General features: G+C 64.0%; 21 protein-coding genes, 2 tRNA genes and 1 pseudogene. 12 read left to right on the top strand and 12 right to left on the bottom strand.

The window, feature by feature from the left end; all coding sequences use genetic code 11:
• Positions 1 to 288: 288 nt before the first annotated feature.
• Entirely contained in the window at positions 289 to 687 is a 399-nt protein-coding gene (locus tag HMPREF3170_RS01185) for an SHOCT domain-containing protein (protein ID WP_070477224.1), read from the bottom strand.
• 232 nt (positions 688 to 919) lie between these two features.
• Here HMPREF3170_RS01185 and HMPREF3170_RS01190 point away from each other — a divergent pair, with 232 nt between their 5' ends.
• The 7 genes and pseudogenes from HMPREF3170_RS01190 (at position 920) to HMPREF3170_RS12075 (ending at position 6,226) form a co-directional block, all read left to right on the top strand.
• Positions 920 to 1,231 (top strand): transposase family protein, encoded by a 312-nt coding sequence (locus HMPREF3170_RS01190; RefSeq protein WP_070363309.1) that lies wholly within the window; start codon positions 920 to 922, stop codon positions 1,229 to 1,231.
• A 227-nt stretch (positions 1,232 to 1,458) separates the two neighbouring features.
• A pseudogene (locus HMPREF3170_RS01195) lies at positions 1,459 to 2,805 on the top strand (IS256 family transposase).
• A 441-nt stretch (positions 2,806 to 3,246) separates the two neighbouring features.
• Positions 3,247 to 3,966, top strand: coding sequence for an SDR family oxidoreductase (locus HMPREF3170_RS01200; protein WP_070363308.1), 720 nt, complete (start codon positions 3,247 to 3,249; stop codon positions 3,964 to 3,966).
• A gap of 29 nt (positions 3,967 to 3,995) precedes the next feature.
• Positions 3,996 to 4,328, top strand: a complete 333-nt coding sequence (locus HMPREF3170_RS01205) for a heavy metal-binding domain-containing protein (RefSeq protein WP_070363307.1) — start codon at positions 3,996 to 3,998, stop codon at positions 4,326 to 4,328.
• A gap of 2 nt (positions 4,329 to 4,330) precedes the next feature.
• A complete protein-coding gene (locus HMPREF3170_RS01210; protein ID WP_070477226.1) occupies positions 4,331 to 4,618 on the top strand; it encodes an RNA-binding S4 domain-containing protein in 288 nt (95 codons plus the stop codon).
• Complete coding sequence (locus HMPREF3170_RS01215) at positions 4,619 to 5,383, top strand: VOC family protein (RefSeq protein WP_070363305.1); 765 nt, start codon at positions 4,619 to 4,621, stop codon at positions 5,381 to 5,383. It abuts the gene before it with no gap.
• A gap of 24 nt (positions 5,384 to 5,407) precedes the next feature.
• Positions 5,408 to 6,226 (top strand): hypothetical protein, encoded by an 819-nt coding sequence (locus HMPREF3170_RS12075; protein ID WP_070477228.1) that lies wholly within the window; start codon positions 5,408 to 5,410, stop codon positions 6,224 to 6,226.
• A 653-nt stretch (positions 6,227 to 6,879) separates the two neighbouring features.
• On the opposite strand, the gene HMPREF3170_RS01225 is transcribed toward HMPREF3170_RS12075, so the two are convergent.
• From HMPREF3170_RS01225 to HMPREF3170_RS01255, 7 genes are all read right to left on the bottom strand, one after another.
• Positions 6,880 to 8,730, bottom strand: a complete 1,851-nt coding sequence (locus tag HMPREF3170_RS01225) for a M13 family metallopeptidase (RefSeq protein ID WP_070477230.1) — start codon at positions 8,728 to 8,730, stop codon at positions 6,880 to 6,882.
• 44 nt (positions 8,731 to 8,774) lie between these two features.
• Positions 8,775 to 9,659: a cutinase family protein gene (locus HMPREF3170_RS01230; protein WP_070477232.1), complete on the bottom strand. Its 885-nt coding sequence runs from the start codon at positions 9,657 to 9,659 to the stop codon at positions 8,775 to 8,777.
• An 18-nt stretch (positions 9,660 to 9,677) separates the two neighbouring features.
• Entirely contained in the window at positions 9,678 to 13,019 is a 3,342-nt protein-coding gene (locus HMPREF3170_RS01235; protein WP_246814880.1) for an arabinosyltransferase domain-containing protein, read from the bottom strand.
• 11 nt (positions 13,020 to 13,030) lie between these two features.
• Positions 13,031 to 15,025: a galactan 5-O-arabinofuranosyltransferase gene (locus HMPREF3170_RS01240; protein ID WP_070477234.1), complete on the bottom strand. Its 1,995-nt coding sequence runs from the start codon at positions 15,023 to 15,025 to the stop codon at positions 13,031 to 13,033.
• Positions 15,026 to 15,075: 50 nt separating this feature from the next.
• Positions 15,076 to 15,840, bottom strand: a complete 765-nt coding sequence (locus tag HMPREF3170_RS01245) for a decaprenylphospho-beta-D-erythro-pentofuranosid-2-ulose 2-reductase (RefSeq protein WP_070477236.1) — start codon at positions 15,838 to 15,840, stop codon at positions 15,076 to 15,078.
• A gap of 27 nt (positions 15,841 to 15,867) precedes the next feature.
• Positions 15,868 to 17,283, bottom strand: a complete 1,416-nt coding sequence (locus HMPREF3170_RS01250; RefSeq protein ID WP_070477238.1) for a decaprenylphosphoryl-beta-D-ribose oxidase — start codon at positions 17,281 to 17,283, stop codon at positions 15,868 to 15,870.
• A gap of 99 nt (positions 17,284 to 17,382) precedes the next feature.
• A complete protein-coding gene (locus HMPREF3170_RS01255; protein ID WP_070363299.1) occupies positions 17,383 to 17,601 on the bottom strand; it encodes a hypothetical protein in 219 nt (72 codons plus the stop codon).
• A 31-nt stretch (positions 17,602 to 17,632) separates the two neighbouring features.
• On the opposite strand from HMPREF3170_RS01255, the gene HMPREF3170_RS01260 reads away from it, so the two are divergent.
• Both HMPREF3170_RS01260 and HMPREF3170_RS01265 read left to right on the top strand, forming a co-directional pair.
• Positions 17,633 to 18,076 (top strand): hypothetical protein, encoded by a 444-nt coding sequence (locus tag HMPREF3170_RS01260; RefSeq protein ID WP_070363624.1) that lies wholly within the window; start codon positions 17,633 to 17,635, stop codon positions 18,074 to 18,076.
• A 5-nt stretch (positions 18,077 to 18,081) separates the two neighbouring features.
• The gene (locus HMPREF3170_RS01265; protein ID WP_070477734.1) at positions 18,082 to 18,474 is read left to right on the top strand and encodes a GtrA family protein; all 393 of its coding nucleotides are present in this window, start codon (positions 18,082 to 18,084) and stop codon (positions 18,472 to 18,474) included.
• Here HMPREF3170_RS01265 and HMPREF3170_RS01270 read toward each other — a convergent pair.
• The 3 genes from HMPREF3170_RS01270 to HMPREF3170_RS01280 all read right to left on the bottom strand — a co-directional run bounded on the left by HMPREF3170_RS01270 (position 18,461) and on the right by HMPREF3170_RS01280 (position 21,383).
• The gene (locus tag HMPREF3170_RS01270) at positions 18,461 to 19,378 is read right to left on the bottom strand and encodes a galactofuranosyltransferase GlfT1 (RefSeq protein ID WP_070477240.1); all 918 of its coding nucleotides are present in this window, start codon (positions 19,376 to 19,378) and stop codon (positions 18,461 to 18,463) included. The genes HMPREF3170_RS01265 and HMPREF3170_RS01270 overlap by 14 nt on opposite strands.
• Before the next feature lie 309 nt (positions 19,379 to 19,687).
• A complete protein-coding gene (locus tag HMPREF3170_RS01275; RefSeq protein WP_070363296.1) occupies positions 19,688 to 20,476 on the bottom strand; it encodes a galactan export ABC transporter ATP-binding subunit Wzt/RfbE in 789 nt (262 codons plus the stop codon).
• 16 nt (positions 20,477 to 20,492) lie between these two features.
• A complete protein-coding gene (locus HMPREF3170_RS01280; RefSeq protein ID WP_070477242.1) occupies positions 20,493 to 21,383 on the bottom strand; it encodes a galactan export ABC transporter permease subunit Wzm/RfbD in 891 nt (296 codons plus the stop codon).
• A 116-nt stretch (positions 21,384 to 21,499) separates the two neighbouring features.
• Here HMPREF3170_RS01280 and HMPREF3170_RS01285 point away from each other — a divergent pair, with 116 nt between their 5' ends.
• Entirely contained in the window at positions 21,500 to 22,729 is a 1,230-nt protein-coding gene (locus HMPREF3170_RS01285; protein ID WP_070477244.1) for an aminotransferase class V-fold PLP-dependent enzyme, read from the top strand.
• On the opposite strand, the gene HMPREF3170_RS01290 is transcribed toward HMPREF3170_RS01285, so the two are convergent.
• Positions 22,726 to 23,691 carry an NAD(P)H-quinone oxidoreductase gene (locus tag HMPREF3170_RS01290; RefSeq protein WP_070477736.1) on the bottom strand — a complete coding sequence of 322 codons (966 nt, stop codon included), beginning with the start codon at positions 23,689 to 23,691 and terminating at the stop codon, positions 22,726 to 22,728. The two genes, HMPREF3170_RS01285 and HMPREF3170_RS01290, sit on opposite strands and share 4 nt — an antisense overlap.
• 95 nt (positions 23,692 to 23,786) lie before the next feature.
• On the opposite strand from HMPREF3170_RS01290, the gene HMPREF3170_RS01295 reads away from it, so the two are divergent.
• A tRNA-Ser gene (locus HMPREF3170_RS01295) sits at positions 23,787 to 23,871 on the top strand.
• Between the two features lie 81 nt (positions 23,872 to 23,952).
• Positions 23,953 to 24,044, top strand: a tRNA-Ser gene (locus tag HMPREF3170_RS01300).
• The last annotated feature ends 34 nt before the right edge of the window (positions 24,045 to 24,078 follow it).

The raw sequence follows: 24,078 nt of genomic DNA on the forward strand, positions 1-24,078 counted from the left end.
GCTGACCTGGGTTGGTCGACGCAATGAGGTCGACCGGAACCCCCGATACCTCTATGCGACCAGAATTGTGCACGTCAAGGGCTTTGCTCGTCCCCCTGGCTATATGCGACCGCCCAACGCACAGGCGGCTGGTTCTAGTCCCACCCCCCGCACACAAACAATCGGACACCCTCTGCCCGGTATGCGCCTGCTCGCGCGCGCAAGCCGCACACTTGGCGAATACCTAGGCCGCGCCGGATGGCCGCCCTCGGACCGCGACGCTGCGGCTGGCGAGGGAGCGGACCAGGGTCAGACCGAGGAGAGCGCCCTTGCCTTGATCTGGTCGAACTCCTGCTGGGTAATCGCTCCCGAGTCGAGAAGGGCCTTCGCCGAGGCGATCTCATCGGTCGGGCTCGATCCGGCGGAGCCGCCGGCGACGGACTTGATGTACTCATCCTGCCGCTGCTGGAGCTCCTGGCGCGCCTCGACCGCGCGGTCGGTCATCCCCCGACCTCGAACAAGCAGGTACGCGAGCATTCCGATGAACGGCAGCGCGAGGATGAACACCACCCACAGCGCCTTCGCGAAGCCGCCGAGGTCCTTGCTGCGGAAGAGATCTCCGAAGATCCACCACAGGGACATCAACCATGCGAAGAAGATGAAGAACTCGAACATGGCGAGTAGGAATGAGCCGTTGTCGTCGAACATTTGCTGACTTCCTCCTGACTGGATGGACGCTGGCCGAGCGGTCCACGCGGACCCCAGCGCACGACGGTTAGGAACAAGGACGTGCCCGGGCCGTCGCCGAACCATGTTAGCAGCTTTTCCTCACCAAGCGTGGTAGCCGGGTTGCGACGCGCTGACCGGGTTGGGCTGGTGAAGACGGGCCTGGGACTCCACGATTCGTAGCGACCAAGCAACGGATCGAGAGGAGTCCCAGGTGAGTGTTGAGGCTACCGTCCTGTCCGCTGCGATGCTCGGCATCTCGGGGTTGGTGGTGCTTGCCGTCGGTGAGTACGGCGGTGAGCTGGAGCTGTTGGTGGAGACCTCCGAGTCGGTGACCGGGTGCCCGCGGTGCGGGGTGGTCGCGGTGGCCCACGGCCGGCGTGAGCATCTGGTGCGTGACATCCCCTCGGCGGGGCGGCCGGTGCTGCTGGTGTGGCGCAAGCGGCTGTGGCGGTGCGCCGAACCGGCGTGCCCGCAACGTACCCGGTCAGTACACCTAATAAAGCGACGTCAGTACGTTCGCTAATGCTCGAGCTGATCTTTCATCGCTCGTACCTCTTGGCTGCCAGCGTGGTCACTTATTCGCAACCGCCCACCGTGCGTTCTCTACACCCCTCACCGTTGCACTCATGTGAGACATTTGAACGCGCTGTGGCCTTATCCGTCCCCGCGGATTGCTCCTCGCCTGTCATTCCTGAAGGGTGTCAGGAAGTTTGTGTGTGAGGCTCTGATCTAGAAGGAGTTTCACCGATAATGACTACGGTGTCACCGAAGAAAACCATGACCCGGCGAGGGTCAACGAGATCAGCGAGAAGCTGATGGAAAATTCTGAAATCGCCAGCTTGATTAGCGAGCTGTCGAGCTCCGCTGATGATGCAAGCGAGCTGGTCAAAGGCCTGCTGCAAGCATCAATCAACGCTGGCCTTAAGGCGGAGATGGATGCGCACTTGGGCTACGGCCATTCCGACCGCAAAGCGAAATCCCAGGTCGAAACCGCACAGGAGAATAATCACCGTAACGGGTCGTACACCAAGACCGTCAATTCTGGCTACGGCGCAGTTGAGGTGACCGTGCCCAGGGATCGTGCCGGCACGTTTACTCCCCGGATGGTGCCCAAGGGTGCACGTCGGCTCACAGAGCTCGACGACATGATTATCTCGCTCTACGCCGGTGGGATGACCGTGCGCGATATCCAGCATCACCTCGCGACCACCCTTGGGGTGGATATGAGCCCGGATACGATCAGCACCATTACCGATGCGGTGTTAGACGAGGTCATGATCTGGCAAAACCGCCAGCTCGACGAGTTTTACCCGGTGATCTTCCTCGACGCGCTACGCGTGAAAATCCGTGACGGCCACCGCGTGGTCAACAAGGCTTGCTACATGGCGGTTGGTGTCGACATGGACGGCATCAAGCACATCCTGGGACTGTGGATCGCCGACAATGAAGGAGCCGCATTCTGGGCATCGGTGTGTGCGGATCTGGCTAACCGCGGTGTCCAAGACGTGTTCATTGTGTGCTGCGACGGGCTCAAAGGCTTGCCGGAAGCCGTGGAGGCAACCTGGCCGAATTCCATGGTACAGACCTGTATTGTGCACCTGATTCGGGCTGCGAACCGGTGGGTGTCCTACCAGGACCGCAAAGCAGTCTCCCGCGCGCTGCGTGAGGTCTACACAGCCGCTAACGAGGACACCGCACGTGCCAGCCTGGATGCTTTCGAGGCCAGTGAACTGGGCCGGAAATACCCCCAGTCGGTCAAAGTCTGGCGCGACGCCTGGGAGCGGTTCGTGCCGTTTCTGCAGTTTCCGCCGGCGGCACGCCGGGTGCTCTACACCACCAATTCAATCGAGTCGCTGAATGCTGAACTGCGTAAAGCTACCCGCAACAGGGGCCAATTCCCGAACGATACTGCCGCACTAAAGACGCTGTGGCTGATGATCTGCAACATCGAACAAGCGTGCCGCCCAGCGAGCGAAGAAAGCAAAGCGCGACATTGAGTGCAACGGCTATATTGAAGGAGCGAAAGCCACCGGGTGGAAACAAGCCATCAACCAACTAGCCGTGGCTTACCCCGACCGATTCGCGGACTACTTGTAAACCACCCCCCTAGAGCACTCGATCTCGCTGGGGTCCCTGCGCTACCCGCAGACTTCATACCACACACCAGACGTCATTTGGTGTTGGTTTCTCGAAACGGGCGAATGGAACTGTTTTGAAAACCATATCTGGTTGTTGGCCGAGGTCATCCCAGGAAACCAGATAGATTTATACACACAAAATGTCTCTTAAGCCCAATTTGGAGCATGAAGCAACCCATAGGATTCCTCCTTATCAGGCGCCGCCCCATAGGGTCCTTCCGCAGGTGAGGGACGAAATCCCACGGAGAGGCGCAGGTGAATAAACTCCTGCGGACAGTGAAGTACTCACATGAATGGGTACGCACTGCAGGTGAGAGTATAACCCTGAGATTTGAAAAAGCAGGACGATCACCCAAACGCCCAGGCACGCCGAGCCCGCACGAGCACTACACTGCCAACCATGACAGAGACAACGAAAGTAGCCGTAGTAACGGGAGGCTCCGCCGGGATCGGGGAGGCGTGTGCGCGGGCGCTCGCCGCGGACGGTTGGAAGGTGTACGTGGCGGCGCGCCGGGTGGAGCACTGCCAGGCCATCGCAGAAGAGATCGGGGGCGTGGCGGTGCGCCTTGATGTGACGGATGAGGTGAGTGTGGGGGAGTTGGCGTCGATAATTGAGGGGCCGGTTGGGCTGCTGGTGAATAATGCGGGCGGCGCGAAGGGCCTCGACCTGCTTCGCGACGCGAACCCCGCCGACTGGCAGTGGATGTACGAGACGAACGTGCTCGGCACCATGCGGGTGACGAAGGCCCTGTACCCGCACCTGCTGGAGGCGTCCGGTCTGGTGGTGAACATTGGGTCCGTGGCGGCGACTGACGCGTACAAGGGCGGCAGCGGCTATAACGCGGCGAAGTACGGGCTGCGCGGGATCACGCGGGCGCTGCGACGGGAGGAGGCGGAGAACAACATCCGTGTTACGGAGATTGACCCTGGCCGGGTGAAGACGGACTTCTCCCTGAACCGTTTCGCGGGCGATGCCGAGCGTGCGTACGCGGTGTACGAGGGCAAGTTGAACTTGACCGCGGAGGACATTGCGGAGGCGGTGCGCTGGGTGGCGAGTTTGCCGCCGCACGTGAACATCGATACGTTGTCGATTATGCCGACTGACCAGGCTGAACGCTAAGTGTCGGGGGCGTGGCTTAGACTGGCTGCATGATTCTAAGCACTACTAATTCCGTCGATGGGGGCACCATCGCTGAGTACATGCGCATCGTGGGCGGCGAGGCGATCGTCGGCATGAATGTGTTCAAGGATTTCGCGGCGGGCATTCGCAACATTGTGGGTGGTCGCGCCGCCGCGTGGGAGGCCGACGTCGTGCGCGCCCGCGAGGAGGCCCTGAACGAGCTGTGGCATCGCGCCGCGGAGATGGGGGCTGACGCGGTGGTTGGCGTGAAGGTGGACTACGAGTCCATGGGCGCTGACGGCGGCATGATGTTGGTGTCCGCGGTGGGCACTGCGGTCAAGCTTGCTCCGCCGGTGGTGTAATCATGGCGTTTGATGTGGTGATTTCGGGGGAGAGCATTAAGCTCGGTCAGTTTTTGAAGGTGGCCAACCTTGTGGAGTCCGGCGGGCACGCCAAGGAGCTCATCAACGCCGGCGAGGTCAGTGTCAATGGGGAGGTGGTGCGTGCGCGCGGGCACCTGCTTTTCGACGCCGACTCCGTCACCGTCGGCACCCAAACAGCAACCGTGAGCACCGGCGGGGATGACGGCGACTACTTCGATGAGCGCACCGCGAACGACGATTTCGATCCGGAAAAGTGGAGGAACATGTAAATGCCTGCGTTTCAGGGAACACCAGGGATGCCGTACTGGCAGGACTGCTTGACCAAAGACGTGCAGAAGTCCGCGTACTTCTACTCGAAGGTGCTCGGGTGGGAAGTTACGGGCGAGACGTACCGGGTTGCCCGCAAGGACGGGCTGCCGGTGGCGGGGTTCGTGCCGTCAAAGCAGGAGCGGGACCTGTGGGTGACGTACTTCATGGACGCGGACGGCTCGATTGAGTCACGCGTGGAGCCGCTGGGGGGCAAGGTGCTGAGCTCCCAGGAGGTGGACTTCGGTGTGATGACGGTGTGTGCCGACTCGTCCGGTGGCTTGTTCGGCTTGATGCGCCCGGCGGGGGAGGATGCCTTCGTTGCCGCTGGTGAGCCGGGTGTTTCGGTGTGGTACGAGTGCGTGGCGCCGGATGAGGCCACCGTGGACTTCTACGGGGAGCTGTTCGATTGGGAGCTGCGCAAGGAAAGCGGCTACTACATTGCGCTGCAGGAGGGCGCGGCGTTCTTGGGCCTGCGTCTGGACCCGCGGCTGCAGCAGCACGGCCTTGCGGCGGTCTGGCACTCCTACTTCGGCGTCAAGGACGTTGATGCGGCGTCCCATGCGGTGCGTATGGGTGGCGGCCAGGTGTTGGCTGGTCCGACGCTCAGCCCGTTCGGCCCGATGCTTGGGGCGAAGGACGCCACCGGCGCCAACGTGTACCTGTGCGAGGTGCCGGAGCCGGTCAGCGAGGACGTCAGCGAAGCAGACTCCATCCTGGACCTCTAGGGCGCGAAACGAAGCGGAAGCACTGTGTTGAAGAAGTGGATCGCTGCGCTGCTGGTGTGCGCGCTGATGCCTGCGTTGCAGGGCTTTCACGTGAACCCCGGCTACACGCGGGAGCGCACTGCGCTGGCGGTGGTGCACCCGGACGGCCGGGTGTCGATCTCCCCGGCGGGCGAGGAGCCGCGCGCCGCCCTGTCCCTGGCCAAGCTCTACCTGGGCTACTGGGTGCTCTATAACGGCACGAAGGAGGAGAAGGCGCAGGTGGAGGAGATGGTGCGCGTCTCCAACGACGCGATCGCCGAGGAACTCGACGCCCGCTACCCGCAGGCCATCGACGAGATTGCCGCCGACTTCGAGCTGGAGCGAACGCAGCGCGTCGGCGCGTGGGGCACGACGTTGACGTCTGCGAGGGACGTGGCCACCTTCATCGCGGCCATCCTGTGGGACCCGGTTGCTGAGCCGCTGTTGGACGGGATGCGTCGGCAGTCGCTGGTGGCCTCTGACGGGTTTGGTCAGCAGTTCGGCACCGCGCGTCTGCGCGGCGTGCAGGGTTCCAAGATGGGCTGGGCCAACGAGGCCACCACAGCGACCGCCTCTGTCTCCTGGGGCACCACGCTGGATGAGACGTGGGCGGTGGCGGCGCTGACGAACGGCAGCGCCTACCACAACACCGTCGACGTACGCCGTGGCATCGTGCAGCGCCACGACGCCACGCCCGCGTCAGCGTTCGGCCGTACCAAGTCCGGCAAGAAACTCCGCGGCATCCAGGACCTTGCGCCGGTGCTGGGCCGGGGTAGCGATCACCCCGGTGGAGACGTACTCTTTCACTTCCGCCCCCTCGACTGAGGGCTGTTCCCACGCCGCGTCGGACGCGCGCTGGAGCAGCACCTTCGCGTCGCCGGTTGCTACTGCTGCGGTGGCTTCGGCGGGGAAGGTGAGCACGTAGGCGTCCGCGCCCGCAGGCAGCAGCCCGCAGGAGGAGCCGGTGCCCCACACCGCGACCACGTCCGCGCCTTCCTGGCGTGCGGCATGCACGGCGGAGGCGACGCCAGTCGGGTCGTCTACGTCGTAGGCGCGGGCACCGGCCTGCTCAGCGCAGGCGGCAACCTCGGGGCGCCAGGCGAACTCGCGGGCATCCGCTGGCCCGTCGTAGCAAGACACCACCCACACGCCGCCCTTTGCGGGCGCCTTCGATGAGGTGAACACCTGGCCCAGCGGGGCGTCCTCGACGGAGACGTCCCCGGTCAACGCCACGCCCGGCATCTGGTGATCCACTGCGGAGCCCAGCATTAGCATCGCGGCGTGCGTAATCCGGTCCGGAAGCAGCGCCAGGTACTGCGGGGAGTCCTCGTAGGACGCCTCGATGTAGGACACCAGCTGCGCGAGCTGTTCCGACTCCGGCAGGGTGCGCTCCACGCCACCGACCTGGAACTCCTCGGAACCCTGCTCGTTGAGCGGGTAGTGCGCGCCCTCCGCGCCGGGCTGAAGCGACGATTCTTCTACCATATTTTGACCCTTTCCTCCGGGGCGATCCACATCGCGGAGCCGGGCTCCACGTCGAAGGCCTCGTAAAACTCGTCAACGTTGGACGCGATGACGTTGCAACGGAACTCGTTCGGCGAGTGCGGGTCAATCGCCAGCAGCTGCGCCGCCATCTCCGTCCGCGCCTTCGAGCGCCACACACGGGCCCACGCCAGGAAGAGCTCCTCCAGGTTCGGCTCGACGTTGTTGTCGGCGCAGTACAGCTGGTACGCCACCACCGCGATACCAAGGCCGCCCAGGTCGCCGATGTTCTCGCCGAGCGTGAACTCGCCGTTGACCCCCGCCACGTCCTGGCCCTCCAGCACGGAAGGCACCAGGCCCTGGAACTGCTCCACCAGCTTCGCGGTGCGTTCCTCGAAGTGGGCGCGGTCCTCGTCGGTCCACCAGGAGTTGAGGTTGCCGTGGCCGTCGTAACGCGAGCCCTGGTCGTCGAAACCGTGGCCGATCTCGTGGCCAATCACCGCGCCGATCGCGCCGAAGTTGCGCGCCGGGTCCGCCTCCGGGTCGAAGAACGGCGGCTGCAGGATCGCGGCCGGGAAGGTGATGTCGTTGACTACTGGGTTGTAGAACGCGTTGACGGTCTGCGGGGTGGTCACCCACTCGGAGCGGTCCGAGGGCTTGCCGATCTTGCCCAGCTGGTAGTCATGCTCGAAGGCGGCGCCGCGGCGCACGTTGGCCACCAGCTGCTCGCCGGAAGGGTCAAAGGTCAGGCCCTCGTAGCTGCGCCAGGTTTCCGGGTAGCCGATCTTCGCCTGGAACAGGCGCAGCTTCTCCAGGGCGCGCTGACGCGTCGCCGGCGTCATCCACGGCAGGTCGCTGATGCGCTGTTCGTAAGCCCGCACGAGGTAGTCCACCAGCGCGAGCATCTGCGCCTTCGACTCGGAAGGGAAGTGGCGCGCCACATACTCCTTACCGATCTCCTCGCCAACCAGCGACTCCACCAGCCCCACGCCGCGCTTCCAGCGGTCGCGCTGCTGCGTCGCGCCGGAGAGCACCGTGCCGTAAAACTCGAAGTTCGCCCGCCCGATCTCCTCGGTGAGCACGCTCGCGCGCGAGCGCAGCACGGTCCACGCCGCCCACAGCTGCCAGTCGGCGAGGGTTTCGGGGCGAAGCATCGTCGCTAAGTCCTCGGTGAAGGAGGGCATCATGTTGATCACGCGGCCGTCGCGAAGCCCGGCGCCGCGCAGCATCGTCACAATTATCGACGGCAACTCCGCCAACTCCACCGGGTTGTAGGTAGCCATCGCGTCCCGGCTGCGCACCACATCCCAGTGGCTGGCCGCCACCTGGGTCTCCAGGTTCATGATGCGCTGCGCCGCCACCTCGGGCGTGAGCCCCAGCAGGTACGCCGGGTCCAGAAACTCCAGCATGCGGGCCACGTGCTTCTGGTAGGTGGCGCGGGTCTCCGCGTGGGCGTCCTCCCGGTAGTAGGCCTCATCCGGCAGGCCAAGGCCGGATTGGACCAGGTAGGGCACGCTGTCCTCGCCCTGGGAGTCCTTCTCAACCCAAAAGGCCAGGGGGGAGCCGACACCCGTGCGGTCGAGCACGCCCAGGTTGTGGGCGAACTCCTCGATATCTTTCACCGCGATCAGGTCCAGGTCCGGCTGCAGGGGCGCGGTGCCTGCGGCGTTGATGGCGTCGGTGTCCATGAAGGAGGCGAACAGGTCGCTGGTCTCCGAGACGATCGCGTGGACGTCCTCCTCCGCCTTGTCGCGCAGGGCGTAGAAGGAGCCGTCGATACCGCGATCGGCTGGGATCTCGTGGGATTCGACCCACTCGCCGTTTACGTGATGAAAAAGATCATGCATGCCCACAACTCTAACGTGTGGGGCGGACATGCGCGTCGGCGGGACTAGCGGTGGTTGGCGATCCAGTTCGCAGCCTCATGCTGCTGCGCCAGCGTGTAGGACCCGTGCGCACCGATCGAGTGGATGATGCTGCTCGTGCGGCCGTCGTTCGCGCGCGCGATGTCAATCACCCAGCGGGGCATCCCGCCGCTGCTCAGGTTGACGTCCATCGCAGGGTCGACGATCTCGCGCTGATTCTCCGTCGGGGAGCACACGATGTCGCCGGTGTTGCAGATCTCCAGCACGCGCTCACCGAGGTCGCCATAGCCGCCCTCAAGCTCACCGAGCGCGCCGCGCACGTGTGGCGACGTTCCCGCAGACATCACCGCACCGTTCCCGCCCTGGTAGGGGCTGGAAAACAGGGCAGCCGAGGCGACGCGCTCCTTCGCGATAGGGCCACGGTCATGCGCAATGTTATTCAGCATCCGCGACACAATATCCGCGCCGAGGGAGTAGCCGGTGAAGCTGAAGCGCGCGTTCGGGCAGGCGTTTGCGATGCCCGCGACGGCCTTCTTCGTCTCCGCGTAGCCACGATTCGACGCCGTCTGGTACTGCGTGGTGGCGAACGGCGCGGCGTCGTACGCGATCCACAGCGGCTGAATCTGCCCACCCGTATACAGCTGGGTAAGCACGCCCGTGAGCCACACGTTCCCGCCGTGCGGCAGGTTGCGCGGTAGCCCCGGCATCGTATTGACGCCACCCGGCACCGCAATCAAGTACTCCGACTTGCAGCCCTGGGACTTCAGCAGGCTCGGCAGCCGGAACGACGGTGCGATCGGCGCCGGCAGCTGCAGCTGCTGCGCAGACGCCGGAGCCGCCGCACCAACCGCGACAAGGGCGGCGGTAGCGGCGGCAACAAGAACGGAGCGGAGGGATGAGAAAGCGCGCATGGCGCCTCATCTTAGCTGTTAGACCTCCCGAATCTTCATCGGGCCTGGGGTCCACCACCCTGAACGGGTGACCTCTTCGAGCTGGATCTCCGCGAGCGCTGGCACCTCACCGATGGAGTTCGTGCGCAGCTGGTAGCGGGACAGGGAACCCCAGTCGCGCTGCCAGTCGCCCTTCATGTACCCCGGCACCTGGTAGGAGTAGTTCACGGCCTCCGCGGTGGAGAGCGCGCCGCCACCCAAGAAGTCCATGAAGCCGGAGAGCTGCTGCTTACCCGGTGCGTCAGGCATGATGCGGAACTCCGGGATCTCGGTCACGCCAGCGAAGTGGTTGAACGTGCGCTGGCACGGGTACTGGAACGCCACCGACCAGTCGAGCAGGCCCGGGGTGTCCGAGTCGAACATCTTGTTCAGCGGCTGCAGCGTTGGGTTGCGCAGCGGGGTGACGGCCATCCAGTCGTCCTCCGCCAGGGATGCGTCCTCGGCGACGAGGCGCACCACGTTCGCCTCCTCGGGCAGGTCCGCGATGGGGTAGCGCAGGTTGCGCCACTTCGGCGTCGGCCCCTGGTCCAGCATTTCTGCCTCGCCCAGGGTCTTTATTGAGCCGTCGTCGCTGCGCACGCCGTACTCCAGCACCAGCTCGGCACCTTCCTTTTCGACGCCATTAATGTCGTGGTGCGCGATCTTGCCAGCCACGGACGTGACCAGCAGGGGGGCGTCGTCACGCTTCTGTGGCAGTTCGAACCAGGTGGTTTCCAGGTAGGCCGTGCGCGTCGCGCGCTCGTCGTATGTGCCCAGCAGCGGGATGCGGTTGAAGTCCAGGTTGAACGGCAGGCGCACCGTCGACCCGTTGACACCGCGCAGCGTGAACGGGCGGTTGCCCTCGACGCTGCGTGCATCCGAGGAGAGCTCAGGCTCCTCGTTTGCATCGGACTGGACGGTCTCGATGGCGGTGTCGTCGCCCGATTTCGTATCCGTGGTGTCGGCGTTGTCGTCCGCGATCGTGGCAGGCACGCCGTCCGGGTGGAACGCGCGGTTCACCCCGGAGTCCAGCGAGCGGCCCAGCGGCACCCCGTCGACAGGGGTGAGGAAGGAGTCGTTCGTGTCGGTCTCAAGCAGAATCTCGCTGCCGAGGGCGCAGATGTCACCCTTGAGCGTCTTCACGTTGCCCATGCCCACCGAGTAGTTCGGAGTCTGTTCCGCGAACGCCTTCACAAAGGTCAGGCAGGAAAACGCCACCATGAGTACCGCGGCGACGGCGATCGGCGCGGCCATCACGCCCGCCCAGCGCGACGCCGCCGCGCGCTCCCGCACAGAATCAGGGCGCGGTCGCAACCACTGGACGACGCCCACCAGGGCAACCACCAGCGTAATTCCGAGCAAAACAGTGTTCGCCTCGATGCCCTTCACCTGTGGGTTCTTGTCCCACCACGGCACGCCGAAGGAGGACACGTACCACCAGGCGTTCCAGCCCGCCAGACTCAGGGATACCAGGAAGAGCACCGCGGCGATCGCAAAGGAGCGGTTGCGCGCCGACTGCAGCGCAAAGTGAGACAGCACCACCGCGCCGAGTGCTGCGACCACACCGCCGATACCCGCGTAAATACCGAAGTGGTGCGTCCACTTCGTCGGGGTGAACATCAGGAAGAACGTGGACAGCCCGATGATCAGCATCAGGCGCTGCGTCGGCTTCGCAGGCGTGCCTGGGATCGCGCCGTGGCGCGCCATCGAGAACAGGATGAGGACTACGCAGAAGGCGAAGACCAGCATCGGGAAGCGGCGCGACAGCGAGCCGTCGACAGCTTCCTGGAACAGCGTGCCGTAGCGCACCCACTCCGAGTACCAGGACAGCGCCGGGCCGACCTCGCCGCGCACCTTGGTAGCCTCCAATACGGTCGCCAGGGTCTGGTCCTTGAACACCGGCACCATCACGGCGAAGCCCGCTGCCAGAAACGCCGCTATGTACGCGATGCCCGGCGCAATCGCGCGCCGCTTGTTCATGATGCGGAACACCTCAGGCAGGCAGATCAGGAACACGCCCACCGCCGCCAGACCCGTCGGGCCACAGGCCAGCGTGAACGCCGCCACCACCGTGCCCAGCGCCGCCGGGGCCAGCCGCTTCGTGGCGATCGTGCGCTCAAACAGCGCCCACGTCAGCGTCAACCCCATCGCGATAATCGGCTCCGGGCGGGTGCCGTTGTTGTACGGCAGCCAGAACGCCAGGAACACGAACGCCGCCGTCCAGTACGCCATCCGGCGGTCCGCGATGACCGCGCCGAAGCGCGGCAGCAGCTCACGCGAAATCAGCCACCACACCAAGATGGCGGCCAGCAGCGTCGGCAGGCGCATCCACATCGACGCCGTCGTCACCTTCGCCAACAACGCCAACACGTCATAGAACGGGGAACCGAACGGCGCCTCGGGCACGCCGTACCAGCGGTAATAGTTCGCCATGTAGTCCGAGTCGTTCGAGACCCGCGCCATCGTCAGCAGGAAGCCGTCATCCGAGGTGTTCGCGCCGAACACGTGCCAGAACCCCAGCACCGCCAGCACCACCGCGTCCAGCGGCTTGAACGTGCGCCAACGACGGTTGAACAGCGGGATACGACGCCCATCCAGCTGATCCAGGCGCCACAGCCCCCACAGGCTCACCGCCATCGCAGCCAGCCCCAGCCACATCGCTAGCGACTTCACCAGGGTCGGGCTGGACGTAAAGCGAGAGTTGATCTCGATGTTGGCGGCGAGCCCGGCGTCAATAAGCTGCGCCGACGCCTCCTCCTTCAACTCCGAGTACAGGCCACTGAGCTGCGGACGGTAGTCATCCTCGAGGACCTCCTCGAAGCTGGTGCCCGGCACCGAAATTTCCGCCTGCTCATCCGTGATGTGCACCCGCAGCTGCTTATCCGGGCCAATACCCGCCAGCTCGCCGGGGCTCAGCTCGAAGAGCACCTTATTAATCGAGCTGACCACCAACCCGCCATCCGGCGCCGACACAAACAGGCCACGGTCCGTCGCTTCCTCCGAGGACGCAGGCAGCGTCGACACAATAATGCTCTGGCCCTCACGTAGGTGACGCGTCGCCTCCAGCGGCACCGTCATGTCAATCTCCTGCGGCGCCAGCGAAATCAGCGGGGCATTCACCGACCCCACCGAGCCGCCCTGCGGCCACTGCACCGACGACTGCACCTGCGTCACAGGCAGCAGCGGCGTGAGCAGCAGTAACACGAAGGCGATGAAGCCGGACACGACGGTCGCAGCCACCAGCTGGCGCGGGGCGCGCCGAGGTTGTTGCGCGCCGGGCGTGCTCGCCGCACTCTGTGGGTTCGCAGGGTTCACGGAATTCACGGATGTCTCAGTTGTCACAGGGGCATACTCTACTTCTCAGGCGTGGCGGCATTGCGAACCACCACGACAAACGGACCAATCTGCTTCGCGTCCCACGTCTCGCGGGGGAACGCCTTCGGGTTAAAGAACAGGCCTTCGTAGCGCACGTTCGGCTCGCTCGGGAAGATGTCGTGGCCGATGTGCGTCTTCCACGCTGCATCCCGGTTCTCGGTGGCGTCGGCGCGGTCTGCGCGCGGGTCTTCGCTCATGGTTCCACGGAAAATGAAGGCCTGCGGCGCCGTCCACTTCGCGCTCTGCATCGCGGCGTCGAGCTCCTCGGGGGCGTCGAAGGAGAGCTTCGCCCACTGCGAGAGCGCCTCGTTGCGCAGGTGGAACTCACCCAGCGGGTTGGCGTAGTGGCTGGTGAACGCGTTGAAGCCGTGGTAGGGCTTGAACGCCATGAAGTTGATCTCATCCGTGTACACCACGGTTTCCCCCGGGGCGTAGCCGTGGGATTGGATGAACTCGTCGATTTCGCCGTAGTAGCGGCCCGGGTCCGGCGGGAAGCGGTCGGCGCGCTCACCGAAGCCGTCGGTGTCCGAATACGCCTGGTCAATGTGCGCCTCGTTGACCGCCGGGATGCGCTGCACGAAGGACAGTGTGCCCGCCGCCATCACGATGATGAGCACCACGGTGATGACGCGCTGCGTGCGCTCCTTGAAATGGCCAGGGTAGTAATAATCGACGCCAGCAGTGCGCAAATCCGCCACCGCGAAAATACCCACGGTGGAAAACAGCAGCATCAACAGCACCTCGATGCGGAACCCCAGCAGGGACGTCCCCAGAAGGGAAGCGAACATGGAGATGAGCACCCAGCCGTAGCAGACTACCGTCATCACGGTGAGCGCCGCCACCTCAGGCACGTGTAGGCGCCCAACCATGAAGATCAGGCCCAGCACCGACAGCACGCCGATGATGGACAGGGAGAAGAACGGCAGGGGGATGATCGTGCCCTGCTCTGGCAGGAAGTGGTTCGCGGTGTGGCGGACGTCGAAACCGCCGAAGGCCGCTTGGTACAGGTACGGAGCCCAGCCAACCGCCGCGATACACAGCGCACCCACCCCGGAAGCCAAAAGGTGCACGACGGGGCCGCGCGCGAACTTGCGGCGGAACCACAACAGCACCGCGATCACTACAACGGTCAGCGCTGCGATCGCAGTAAACAGGGTGTAGAACATGGCGGAAACGCCCAGGTAGAGCGCCAGCACTACCGTGGCCTGCCAGGAGCCCGTCAACGCCTTGTACGCGGTGACAGCGGCCGCGGGGGCGAAGAGGGCGACGATCGCCGCGTAGGGCTCGTCAGGCGTCTCGGTGAGCACGATGCCCGTCGATACCAAGGCGACCAGCGTCGCCACTGGCAGTGAGCCACACAGCTTGCGCCAAATCGGCACCAGCGCGCACGCCGCGGCAGCCAGGGATACCAGCGCCCACGGCTGGTACACCTCCCAGCCCTCCATACCCAACAGGTGGGCGAGGCGCCCACCGAGCCAGAACCACCCAATCGGGTAGAAGGTAGGCAGGTCCAGGTAGTTCATGTCCTGGTTGGTGGCCACCTCGGTCATCCGGCTCAAGAACTGGGTACGGAACCCCTGATCCACCTGGATGCCGTCCAACCACAGGCGTGTCGACGCCAAAGGAAGCCCCAACGCCGTCATCACCAGACCCGCCGGGGCCAGCCCGCAGACAGCCTGGCACAGAATACGCAGCGGCCGTGACTGGCGTCTGCGTGCCCAGCCCCAACACGCCACCGCCGCACACACAATCACGACGAACGAGCCACCCGTGGACAGGGCGCGCGTCACCATCGAGGTATTAAACGCAGGCAGCGACGTGGAGTGCAGCACGTACCACACCGACAACGCGACCAGCGCCCCGCTGGCCCCGGCCGCAAGCATGCGGAAGACCGCCGACGTCCATGACACAGCGTCAGGCTCGTAGTCGACGGTCTTAAACTCCAGCGTGGGTTGGATGGATGTATCTGTCATGCACTCAGTTTGGCACATCGCAGCGCATCCACCACGTTCCCCGCCGGGAATTAGAAGTTGAGCTTGCGCATAATCGCCGCTGGGATGTGCTGCAGCACCAAGGAAATCGGGCCGAACAGCTTGTGCACAAACACGCTTGGCTCGCCCTTCAACGCAGCCTCAACGGCAGTCTGCGCCACCTCTTCCTTATCGACGGTCAGCGGAGCCTCCTCCAGCCCATCCGTCATCTTGGTACGCACCTGGCCCGGGCGGACCACAGTCACCTTCACGCCGGAGTCACGAAGCGCCTCACCCAACTGGAGGTAGAAGGCATCCATGCCAGACTTCGACGCGCCGTACACAAAGTTGGAGCGACGCACGCGCTGGCCCGCAACGGAGCTCATCGCGATGATGGTGCCGTGGCCCTGGCGCTTCATCTCCTGGCCCAATAGGACGCCGACGGACACGAACGCGGTGTAGTTCACCTGCGCCGACTCCACGGCTGCCGCCTGGTCCTGCCACAGCTGCTCCTGGTCACCCAGGGTGCCGAAGGCAACCACGGCGACGTCAACATCGCCACCGGAGAACGCCTGCTTGATCACGTCCGGGTGGGACGCGAAATCGGTCGCGTCGAAGTCCAGGACCTCAACGGAGCCTGCACCTGCGTTGGTGACCTCAGCAACGGCGGCGTCGATACGCGGGGAGTTCTTGCGAGCTGCAAGCGTGACATTCGGGTTGCCTCCGCGGGACACGAACTCGCGCACAATGGCGAGGCCGATGTCCGAGGTGCCACCCACGAGCAGAATGTTTTGCGCTTGGCCTACTGCATTCAACATGTGAAAAATCTCCTTCAGTTCATTCAGCTAGTTCAGCTCGAGGCGGCGGGACATGTCGGAAGCGAAGACGCCGGTCGGGTCGATCTCGCGGCGGGTCTTCAGCCAGCCCTCCAGACCTGGGTACATCTTGTGGAACTTCTCCGCCGACGTACGGGACTCCTTCGCCAGGTAGAGGCGGCCACCGAACTCCATCACCTGGTCATCCAGGCGGTCCAGGAACTCGTTGAGGCCCGGGCGGATCGGGAAGTCCACGCAGACGTTCCAGCCCTTCATCGGGTAGGACAGCGGCGCGCGGTTGCCCTCGCCGAACAGCTTGAACACGTTCAGCGCCGTGTAGTGGCCGGAGGACTGGATCTGGTAGATGATGTCCTTGAACGGCTCCACAGCGGTGGTCGGCACCACGAACTGGTACTGCAGGAAGCCCGCGCTGCCGTAGCCGCGGTTCCACTCACCAATCAGGTCGAGCGGCTGGTAGAACTGCGTCAGGTTCTTGATGTCGTTCTTGCTCGGGGCGCCCATCATGTAATAGGCCTCGCCGATGGCGGACAGCGTCAGCTTGTTCATGGTCCAGGACGGGAAGATGTCCGGCACCGTCATCAGCTGAGGCGCCTTGAAACGCAGCGGATCCTTCGCCAGCTTCGGCGCGTACTCCTCCAGCTGCGCCAGCGTCGCCAGCGAGCCACGGGAGATGGTGGAGCGGCCCGTCTTCGGCGGCGCGGAGATGGCGTCGAACCACGCGGAGGAGTAGGTGTAGTTGACCTCGGAACCATCCGAGTGCAGCGCGATCGTCTCATCCAGGGTGCTGGTGCGCTCCGTGTCAGACAGGAAGTACGCGGTCTCCGTTTTGGTCATCTGGATGCGTGCGCGCAGGATGATGCCGGTCAGGCCCATGCCGCCGACCGTCGCCCAGAACAGCGTGCCGTCCGGGTCGTCCGCGCTGCCTTCCGGCTCGAGGTGCAGGACGCGGCCGTCCGCCACCAGCAGCTCCATGGAGACCACATGGTCGCCGAAGGAACCAGCGGAGTGGTGGTTCTTACCGTGGATGTCCGGACCGATCGCGCCACCGATGGTGACCTGGCGGGTGCCCGGCAGGACCGGAACCCACAGGCCGTACGGCAGGGCCGCCTTCATCAGCTGGTCCAGGTTGACGCCCGAGTCCACGTCGACGATGCCGGTCTCCGGATCAATCGAGTGGATCTTGTTCAGCTCGTTGATGTCGATGACCAGGCCGCCACCGTTCTGTGCTGGGTCGCCGTAGGAGCGGCCCAGACCACGGGCGATGACGCCGCGGCGAGCGTGCTCAGGCAGGCTCTCGTTATCCTGCGCGACCTGTGCGACGGCTTGCTTGATGACCTCCACGTCAGGCGTGGACAGCACATGCGCAGTCGACGGAGCCGTGCGGCCCCAGCCGTAGAGTGACTTAAGATTGGTGTGTAGTTCCATCTCTTTCGCTTCTTCTTGTCGTCGTTGCTTCGCCGAAGTGCGAAGACATTCGGTTCGAGTCTAAATGATGTAAGTCGAAAAACCTATAAAAACATCAAACTAAAGGTCCATAAGCTCCCTGATTTCTGCAGGAAGCTCCTCCTGCGACGTAATTTCCGGCTTCCCCGCAGCCTTATGCTCCCGCAGTAGCTCATAGATGCGCCCACGCGACATCGAATCCACAAACGGCAGCTCCTCCGCGAACAGCCTCACCATGTAATCGGACAGCGGCACCTCGACGCGCTGCGCCGCCTCATGAATCTCCTCATGCTTAGTCATGCTTTTCACCCTACTAGTAGCATTGGACACCATGACTGACACGATTCAATCACTTGTCGACGAGCCCACCATCGACTACAACGCCCTCGACGACACCTTCGGTGGCCAGTGCATCCAAGCCGCCTACATCCTCGCCGCCGCCTCCGTCCCCGACTTCACCACGCGCAAAGCGCTGGCCTGGACCCTCCTCGGCGCCGCCAACCTCGCCACCATCGCCGCCTTCAACGCCTTCGACGAGGACCCACGCAACGACCTGACCGCCGTCCTCGAATCCGAACAAGGCGAAGCCGAATCCATCGCCACCACCTGGTTCACCATCGGCGGCATCGCCGTGGCCGCCGTCGGCGCCTTCGCCGCCGGAGTGCAGGCGCAAAAGAAACTGGCAGGCTGGCTGGGCCGAAGGGGCGTCGCAAAGCCCAACGTGGCGATCGGCACCGTCGCAGCCCTCGCATACCTCGGGGCGAAACAACTGTGAGCGCAATGAAGCAGCAGGTGCTGCCATTCCTCATCATCGGCATCGGCTGCGCCGTCATCGACTTCGGCATCACCTACACCCTCACCGAAGCCGTTGACCTCCAACGAGACTTCGCGAAAATGATCGGCTGGGTCTTCGGCACCGCCACCGCCTACGTGCTCAACTCGCGCTACGCCTTCAAATCCGAAGTCAGCGCGAAGAAGGCAGGCGCCGTCTTCGCGCTCTACGCCTGTACATTCGCCGTCCAAGTCCTGCTCTACAAGTGGACCGAACCGCCACTCATCGCGCTCGGACTCCACAACCCATGGAAAGACGGCATCAGCTTCGTCATCGCCCAAGGCGTTGCCACCGTGACCAACTTCGTCCTCCAAAGCAAAGTCATCTTTAAGGACGCCTAAAGTCCTCCCGCGCCCCCATCCGCAGCAGACGCAGCCACTGCAGGAAGCCCTTCGGATCCTTCTTCTCCACCAGGAAGAACCACCCGAAGCGCACCACTTCCTGCAGCTTCATCTTCTTCATCCCCTGCTGATTAATGATGTAACCGCGATTCCTATACGTGAAATACCTTTTCGACTCATTATCCGGCCACTGCGCATGCGCCCTGCCACCCATAATCGGGTGGAACTCGCCCGACCCATCCGGGTGCAAATACTTCGTGGTCAGCGCCGTGCCATACCGCAGCCCCGACTGCGACAAACGCCGGTGATACTCCACCTCATCACCCCGAATAAACAGGCGATAATCCGGCACACCAATCCGCTCCATCGCCTCCGCCGAAATCAACGCCCCATTAAATAAGGACGCATAATCCGGCAAGAACGAGCCTTCCAGCTCAGCCGTCGTCCGCTTCCACTCCAAGCCCTGACGCAGGGGAAACGCCAACTTCGCCGGATCCCCAATATTCGCCACGACCGGGCTCACCTCATGCAGCCGGTGCTGCTCCGCCACGCGATACAGCTCCTCCAACACGCCGTGGTCCGCCGGGCGGCCATCGTCGTCCGCGCACCAAATCGCGTCCGCCCCCAACGCCAGCGCCGTCAAAAAGCCATACGCGAACCCGCCAGCACCACCCAGATTCGTCTTCGACGGCAAATACACCGCTCGATCCCCAGCCAACTCCTGCAGCAGTTCCTGAACAGCCTGCTCAGCGCCGTTATCCACCACGATCACCCACTGCACCGGGTGCGTCTGGTTCACCACCTGCTCCAGGGAATGCCGCAGCATCTCGACACGCTTATGCGTCACAATCACCGCCGCCGTCGAACCACTACTTTTCAGGTGTGCCGTTCCAGTTCCAGTCATGCCTCATATTGTGCACCATCGGCGGGGCGGGGTGGTGGGGCGTCGGGGAGCGCGTGGTTTTCGTTCCGGCTGGGTGAAAATGCGCGACCTGCACCGCTCGGTTTTAACCTTGGAGGGGAACGGGAGGGCAGGCCGCCAAACGGTCGTTCGAAAACCGGCAGAAACTGCAAAGTGTAGTAGGTGGATTGTAGTAATCCTCGAAAATGATTGCGAAAAGGGGATTACTACAATCCTGTTACTCCCATTTGGGTTTCAGAGGAGCTCCGGCCAGCGAAAACTGGCCGAAACCGGGCCGAACCAGCCCGGCGCCTACTCCGCCTGGAACCGCGTGACCAGGTCGTCGACGTACTGGCCGGCTTCGGGCCCTTCGTAGGCGCCCACGACCTCGGAGACCAGGCCGGCTTTCCTGATTTCGCCTTTGTCCACCCACAGGGCGGTGTTGCACAACTGCGCTAAAAAGTCGTTGGAGTGGGAGGCGAAGACGAGGATGCCGGAGCGTTCGACCAGTTCCGCCAACCTCACACGGGCTTTGGCCATGAAGGCGGAGTCGACGGCGCCGATGCCTTCGTCGAGGAGCAGGATTTCGGGTTCGATCGATGTGACCACGCCCAACGCCAATCTCACCCGCATACCGGTGGAGTAGGTGCGTAGTGGCATGGAGAGGTAGTCGCCGAGTTCGGAGAATTCGGCGATTTCGTCCATTTTGGCTTTCATCTGTTTGCGGGTCTGGCCGAGGAAGAGGCCGCGGATGATGATGTTTTCGTAGCCGGAGATCTCCGGGTCCATGCCGACGCCGAGGTCGAAGACGGGGGCGACGCGGCCGCGGACGTCGGCGACGCCGCGGGTTGGTTCGTAGATGCCGGAGAGCAAACGTAGCAACGTAGATTTGCCGGCGCCGTTGTGGCCGACCAGTCCCACGCGGTCGCCTTCTCGTAGGTGGAGGTTGATGTCTTTGAGTGCTTCGACGACCACGGTGTTGGAGGCATTCTTGCCGATTTTGCCACCGGCGGAGGACATGACTGCCTTTTTTAGTGAGCGGGATTTGGCGTCGAAAATTGGGAAGTCGACGCAGGCGTTGTAGGTATCGATGGAAACCATGTGTGACTCCTTCTCCTTAGACCCAGTACGGAACGCGGAAGCGCATTTGGCGCATGGCGAGCAGGGCGAGCAGCAGCCCGATGATGGTGCAGACGCCGACGACGATCCAGTGGTAGCCGGCGAGTTCCTGGCCGATCATGGGGGCGCGGACGATCTCGAGGTAGTGGTAGAGGGGGTTGATTTCGGCGAGCATGGCGCGCTTGGCGACGTCGCCGCCTTGTACCTTGAGCGTGTGGGTGGTCCAGACGATCGGGGTGACGTAGAACAGCAGCTGCACGAGTGCTTCCAGGAGTGGGGCGACGTCCCTGAATCGGGTGGCGATGATGCCGAAGAGCATGGTCACCCACACGCCGTTGACCACGAGGAGTGCCATCGCCGGGATGGCGAGGAGGACTTGCCAGCCGAGGTGAATGCGGAACGCGAGGACCAGGATGACCCAGATGACCAGGTTGTGGGCCAGAAAGAGGAGTTGGCGCCACACGAGGCGGTACACGTGGACGGACAGTGCCGACGGCAGCTGTTTGATCAGACCTTCGTTTTCGATGAAGACCTCCGCGCCGTCTTTGATGCAGCCGGAGATGAATCCCCAGATGATGAAGCCGACGGTGACGTGTGGGAGGAATTCGCGCACGCTGATTTGGAACAGCATGGAGTAGAGGAGGCCGAGGGCGAGCGCCATCACGCCGGTGGCGATGGTGATCCAGAGCGGTCCGAGGGTGGAGCGTCGGTAGCGCTGTTTGATGTCCTGCCAGCCTAGTTGGAGCCAGAGTTCGTGCTGGCCCCATCCGCGGATGAGGTCGCGGAATGCCAGCTTCAGTGTTTTCGACTGTGATTTCGGAGCGTCGTCGTGGTGTGGCTCGGAGGTCATCCTGGCGACGTCGTTTCGGAGCTGGTTTGTATTGTGCACGGTTCATACCCTAGCTTGCGTGTGCGTTGAGCGGTGTTTTGGCAGCATGCTGCGGGTGGGGTGCGCTGCGGTGTTCGGGCGTGCATAATGATTGGAAGTGTTGCCTGGAGGAGGTCATGGTGTCGTTGCAGTCGTATGACGTTGCTAGTGTGCGTGGGCTGTACACCTCCCTTTCTGACGGCTGGACCTACATGAATGCGCACGACTGCCCGCAGATTCCGGAGCGGGTGTCGGCTGCGGTTGCGCGTTCGTTCCGTATGTCGACGGCGGTTGCGCGCCCTGAGCCGCGGGTCGGCTCGCATGCTCGCCCGACTGTCGGTGTGCCCGAGGGGCAAAGTTTTCTTTTCGACGCCCGCTCCGCCATCGCCGACTTGTGCAACGTTTCGCCCGAGCGTGTGGTGTTGGGGCCGTCGCTTCCGGTGTTGTATTCGGCGTTGGTGTTGGCGATGCGCCCGCTGTTTCGGCATCGTTCGTCGGTGGTGGTGTGCAATGCGGATCGCCCGGTGTTGACGGACGCGTTGGCGCGCTGCGCGGAGGATGCGCAGCTGCGTTGGGCGCAGACGGATCTCGCGACTGGCGATGTGCCTGCCTGGCAGTTCGGCGAGCTGGTGGACGGTTCGACGCGCCTGGTGGCGGTCCCTGCTGCGCATGAGGTGCTGGGGTCTGTGGTCCGCGTGGCGGACATTGCGGATACGGTGCGGGATCGTTCCCGCGCGTGGGTGCTCGCGGACGTCTCGGCGTACGCGCCGTATTACCTGATGGACTTCGATAGCTTCAGCGCGGACATTTTGGGCATTGACGTCGCGGAGCTCGGCGGGCCGCAGGTGGCGGCGCTGGTGTTCCGGGATGAGGCAATGTTCGGAAGGCTGGATATGTCGGCGTTGCAGCTCGACGTATCGACGGGCCTCGCCGGCGGGGTGTCCGCCATCGTCGACCACTACGCGCGCCTGGTGGAGGAGCCGGGGCGCCGCAAGACCCGCCGCAACCGGCTGGAGTTCTCGATGGGGCTGACGCAGCGCTACATGCGCGGCCTGCGCGACGACCTGCACACCTTCCTGGGCACGTTGCCGTCGGTGCACATCGTGGGTGTGTCCGGCGAGGCCGCTGAGGGCTCGCGCATGGAGCACACGCCGCGCCTCGTCTTCGGGGTACACGGCGTGCCTGCGGAAACGGTGCACCAGCGGCTGTTCGCCAACGGCATTGTATCGACGCCCGCCCCGACCACCCCGCTGCTGCAGGACATGGGTGTCGCCGAGATGGGCGGCGCGGTCGCCGTCGGGCTGGGTCCCTTCAATACGGAAGTGGACATCGAGCAGCTGATCCGCACCGTGGCCTCCCTGGCCTAAGCGGTTTCGACCTCCAGGACTACCTTGCCGGTGTGCTCGCCGGAGTTGAGGTAGGAGTGGGCGCAGCGGGCGTCGATAAGCGGGAAGGTCCGGGAGATGTTCGGTGTGATGTGGCCTGCTTCAATGAGTGGCCACACGTGCTCCACCGTGCTTGCAACGATCGCTGCCTTCATGGGGCGCGGGCGGGCGCGCAGCGTGGTCGCGTGGACGGATTGGCGGCGCGTGAGCATGCGGCCCAGGCTCAGCGTGCCCTTCGGCCCACCCTGCAGCCCAATGACGACGAGCCTGCCGTCCACCGCCAGCGACTTGATGTTGGCCTCCAGGTAGGAGCCGCCGATGACGTCCAGGATGATGTCCGCCCAGCCCGCGAGCTCCTCCTCGAAGCGCTGCTCCTTGTAATTGATGAGCCTGTCCGCGCCGAGCTGCCTGCAGTACTCGAGCTTCTCGGCGCTCCCCGCGGTCACGGCGACTTCGCAGCCCATGGCCTTGCACAGCTGGATGGCGAAGGAGCCGATGCCGCCCGCCCCGCCGTGGATGAGCACCTTGTCCCCGGACTGCAACCCGGCGACCATCCCCAGGTTCGACCACACCGTGGCGGCCGCCTCCACAACGCCGGCGGTCTCCGTGAGAGTGAGGTTGGTCGGCTTCGGCGTGAGCTGGCCCTCCGGCACCGCCACGTACTCGGCATAGCCGGCGCCCGCCAGCAGGCAGCCGACTTCCTCGCCCGGCTGGCGGCCGGTCGTGCCCGGATCGGCGATGGTGCCCGCGCACTCCAACCCCATAATTTCCGACTCACCCTTCGGCGGCGGGTACATCCCCTTCGCCTGCATCAAGTCCCCGCGATTCACACCCGCGGCGTGCACTTTCACCAGCACCTCACCCTCCTTCAGCTCCGGGAGGGGAACGGTTGTCAGTTCGAGTGCCTGCGGATCCGAGGTATCAGTCTGGACGATGGCCTGCATAGTCTTCGTGTTCTGTGTGTTCTGTGTGCTCATACCGGGCCAGCGTACTGAATTTTCGCGTTCAGCAAGGGGGTGCTGTAGAATCACGCAACATTGGAGACGTGGCAGAGCGGCCGAATGCACTGGTCTTGAAAACCAGCGAGGGTCACACCTCCAGGGGTTCAAATCCCCTCGTCTCCGCAAGTGAAGGCCCCTTACCGGTTGGTGAGGGGCCTTCGTTTTGTTCCCCGTTCGAGGTGTGTGTACTATGGGCGAAGGTCTGGAGACGTGCCAGAGCGGCCGAATGGGGCTCCCTGCTAAGGAGTTGCCCTCTTTGCGGAGGGCCGCAGGTTCAAATCCTGTCGTCTCCGCCACGCGCCCGTGGCTCAACGGATAGAGCATCTGACT

Origin of the sequence: Corynebacterium sp. HMSC08D02, assembly GCF_001807505.1 — a bacterium.
Taxonomy (GTDB): Bacteria; Actinomycetota; Actinomycetes; order Mycobacteriales; family Mycobacteriaceae; genus Corynebacterium; species Corynebacterium pseudogenitalium.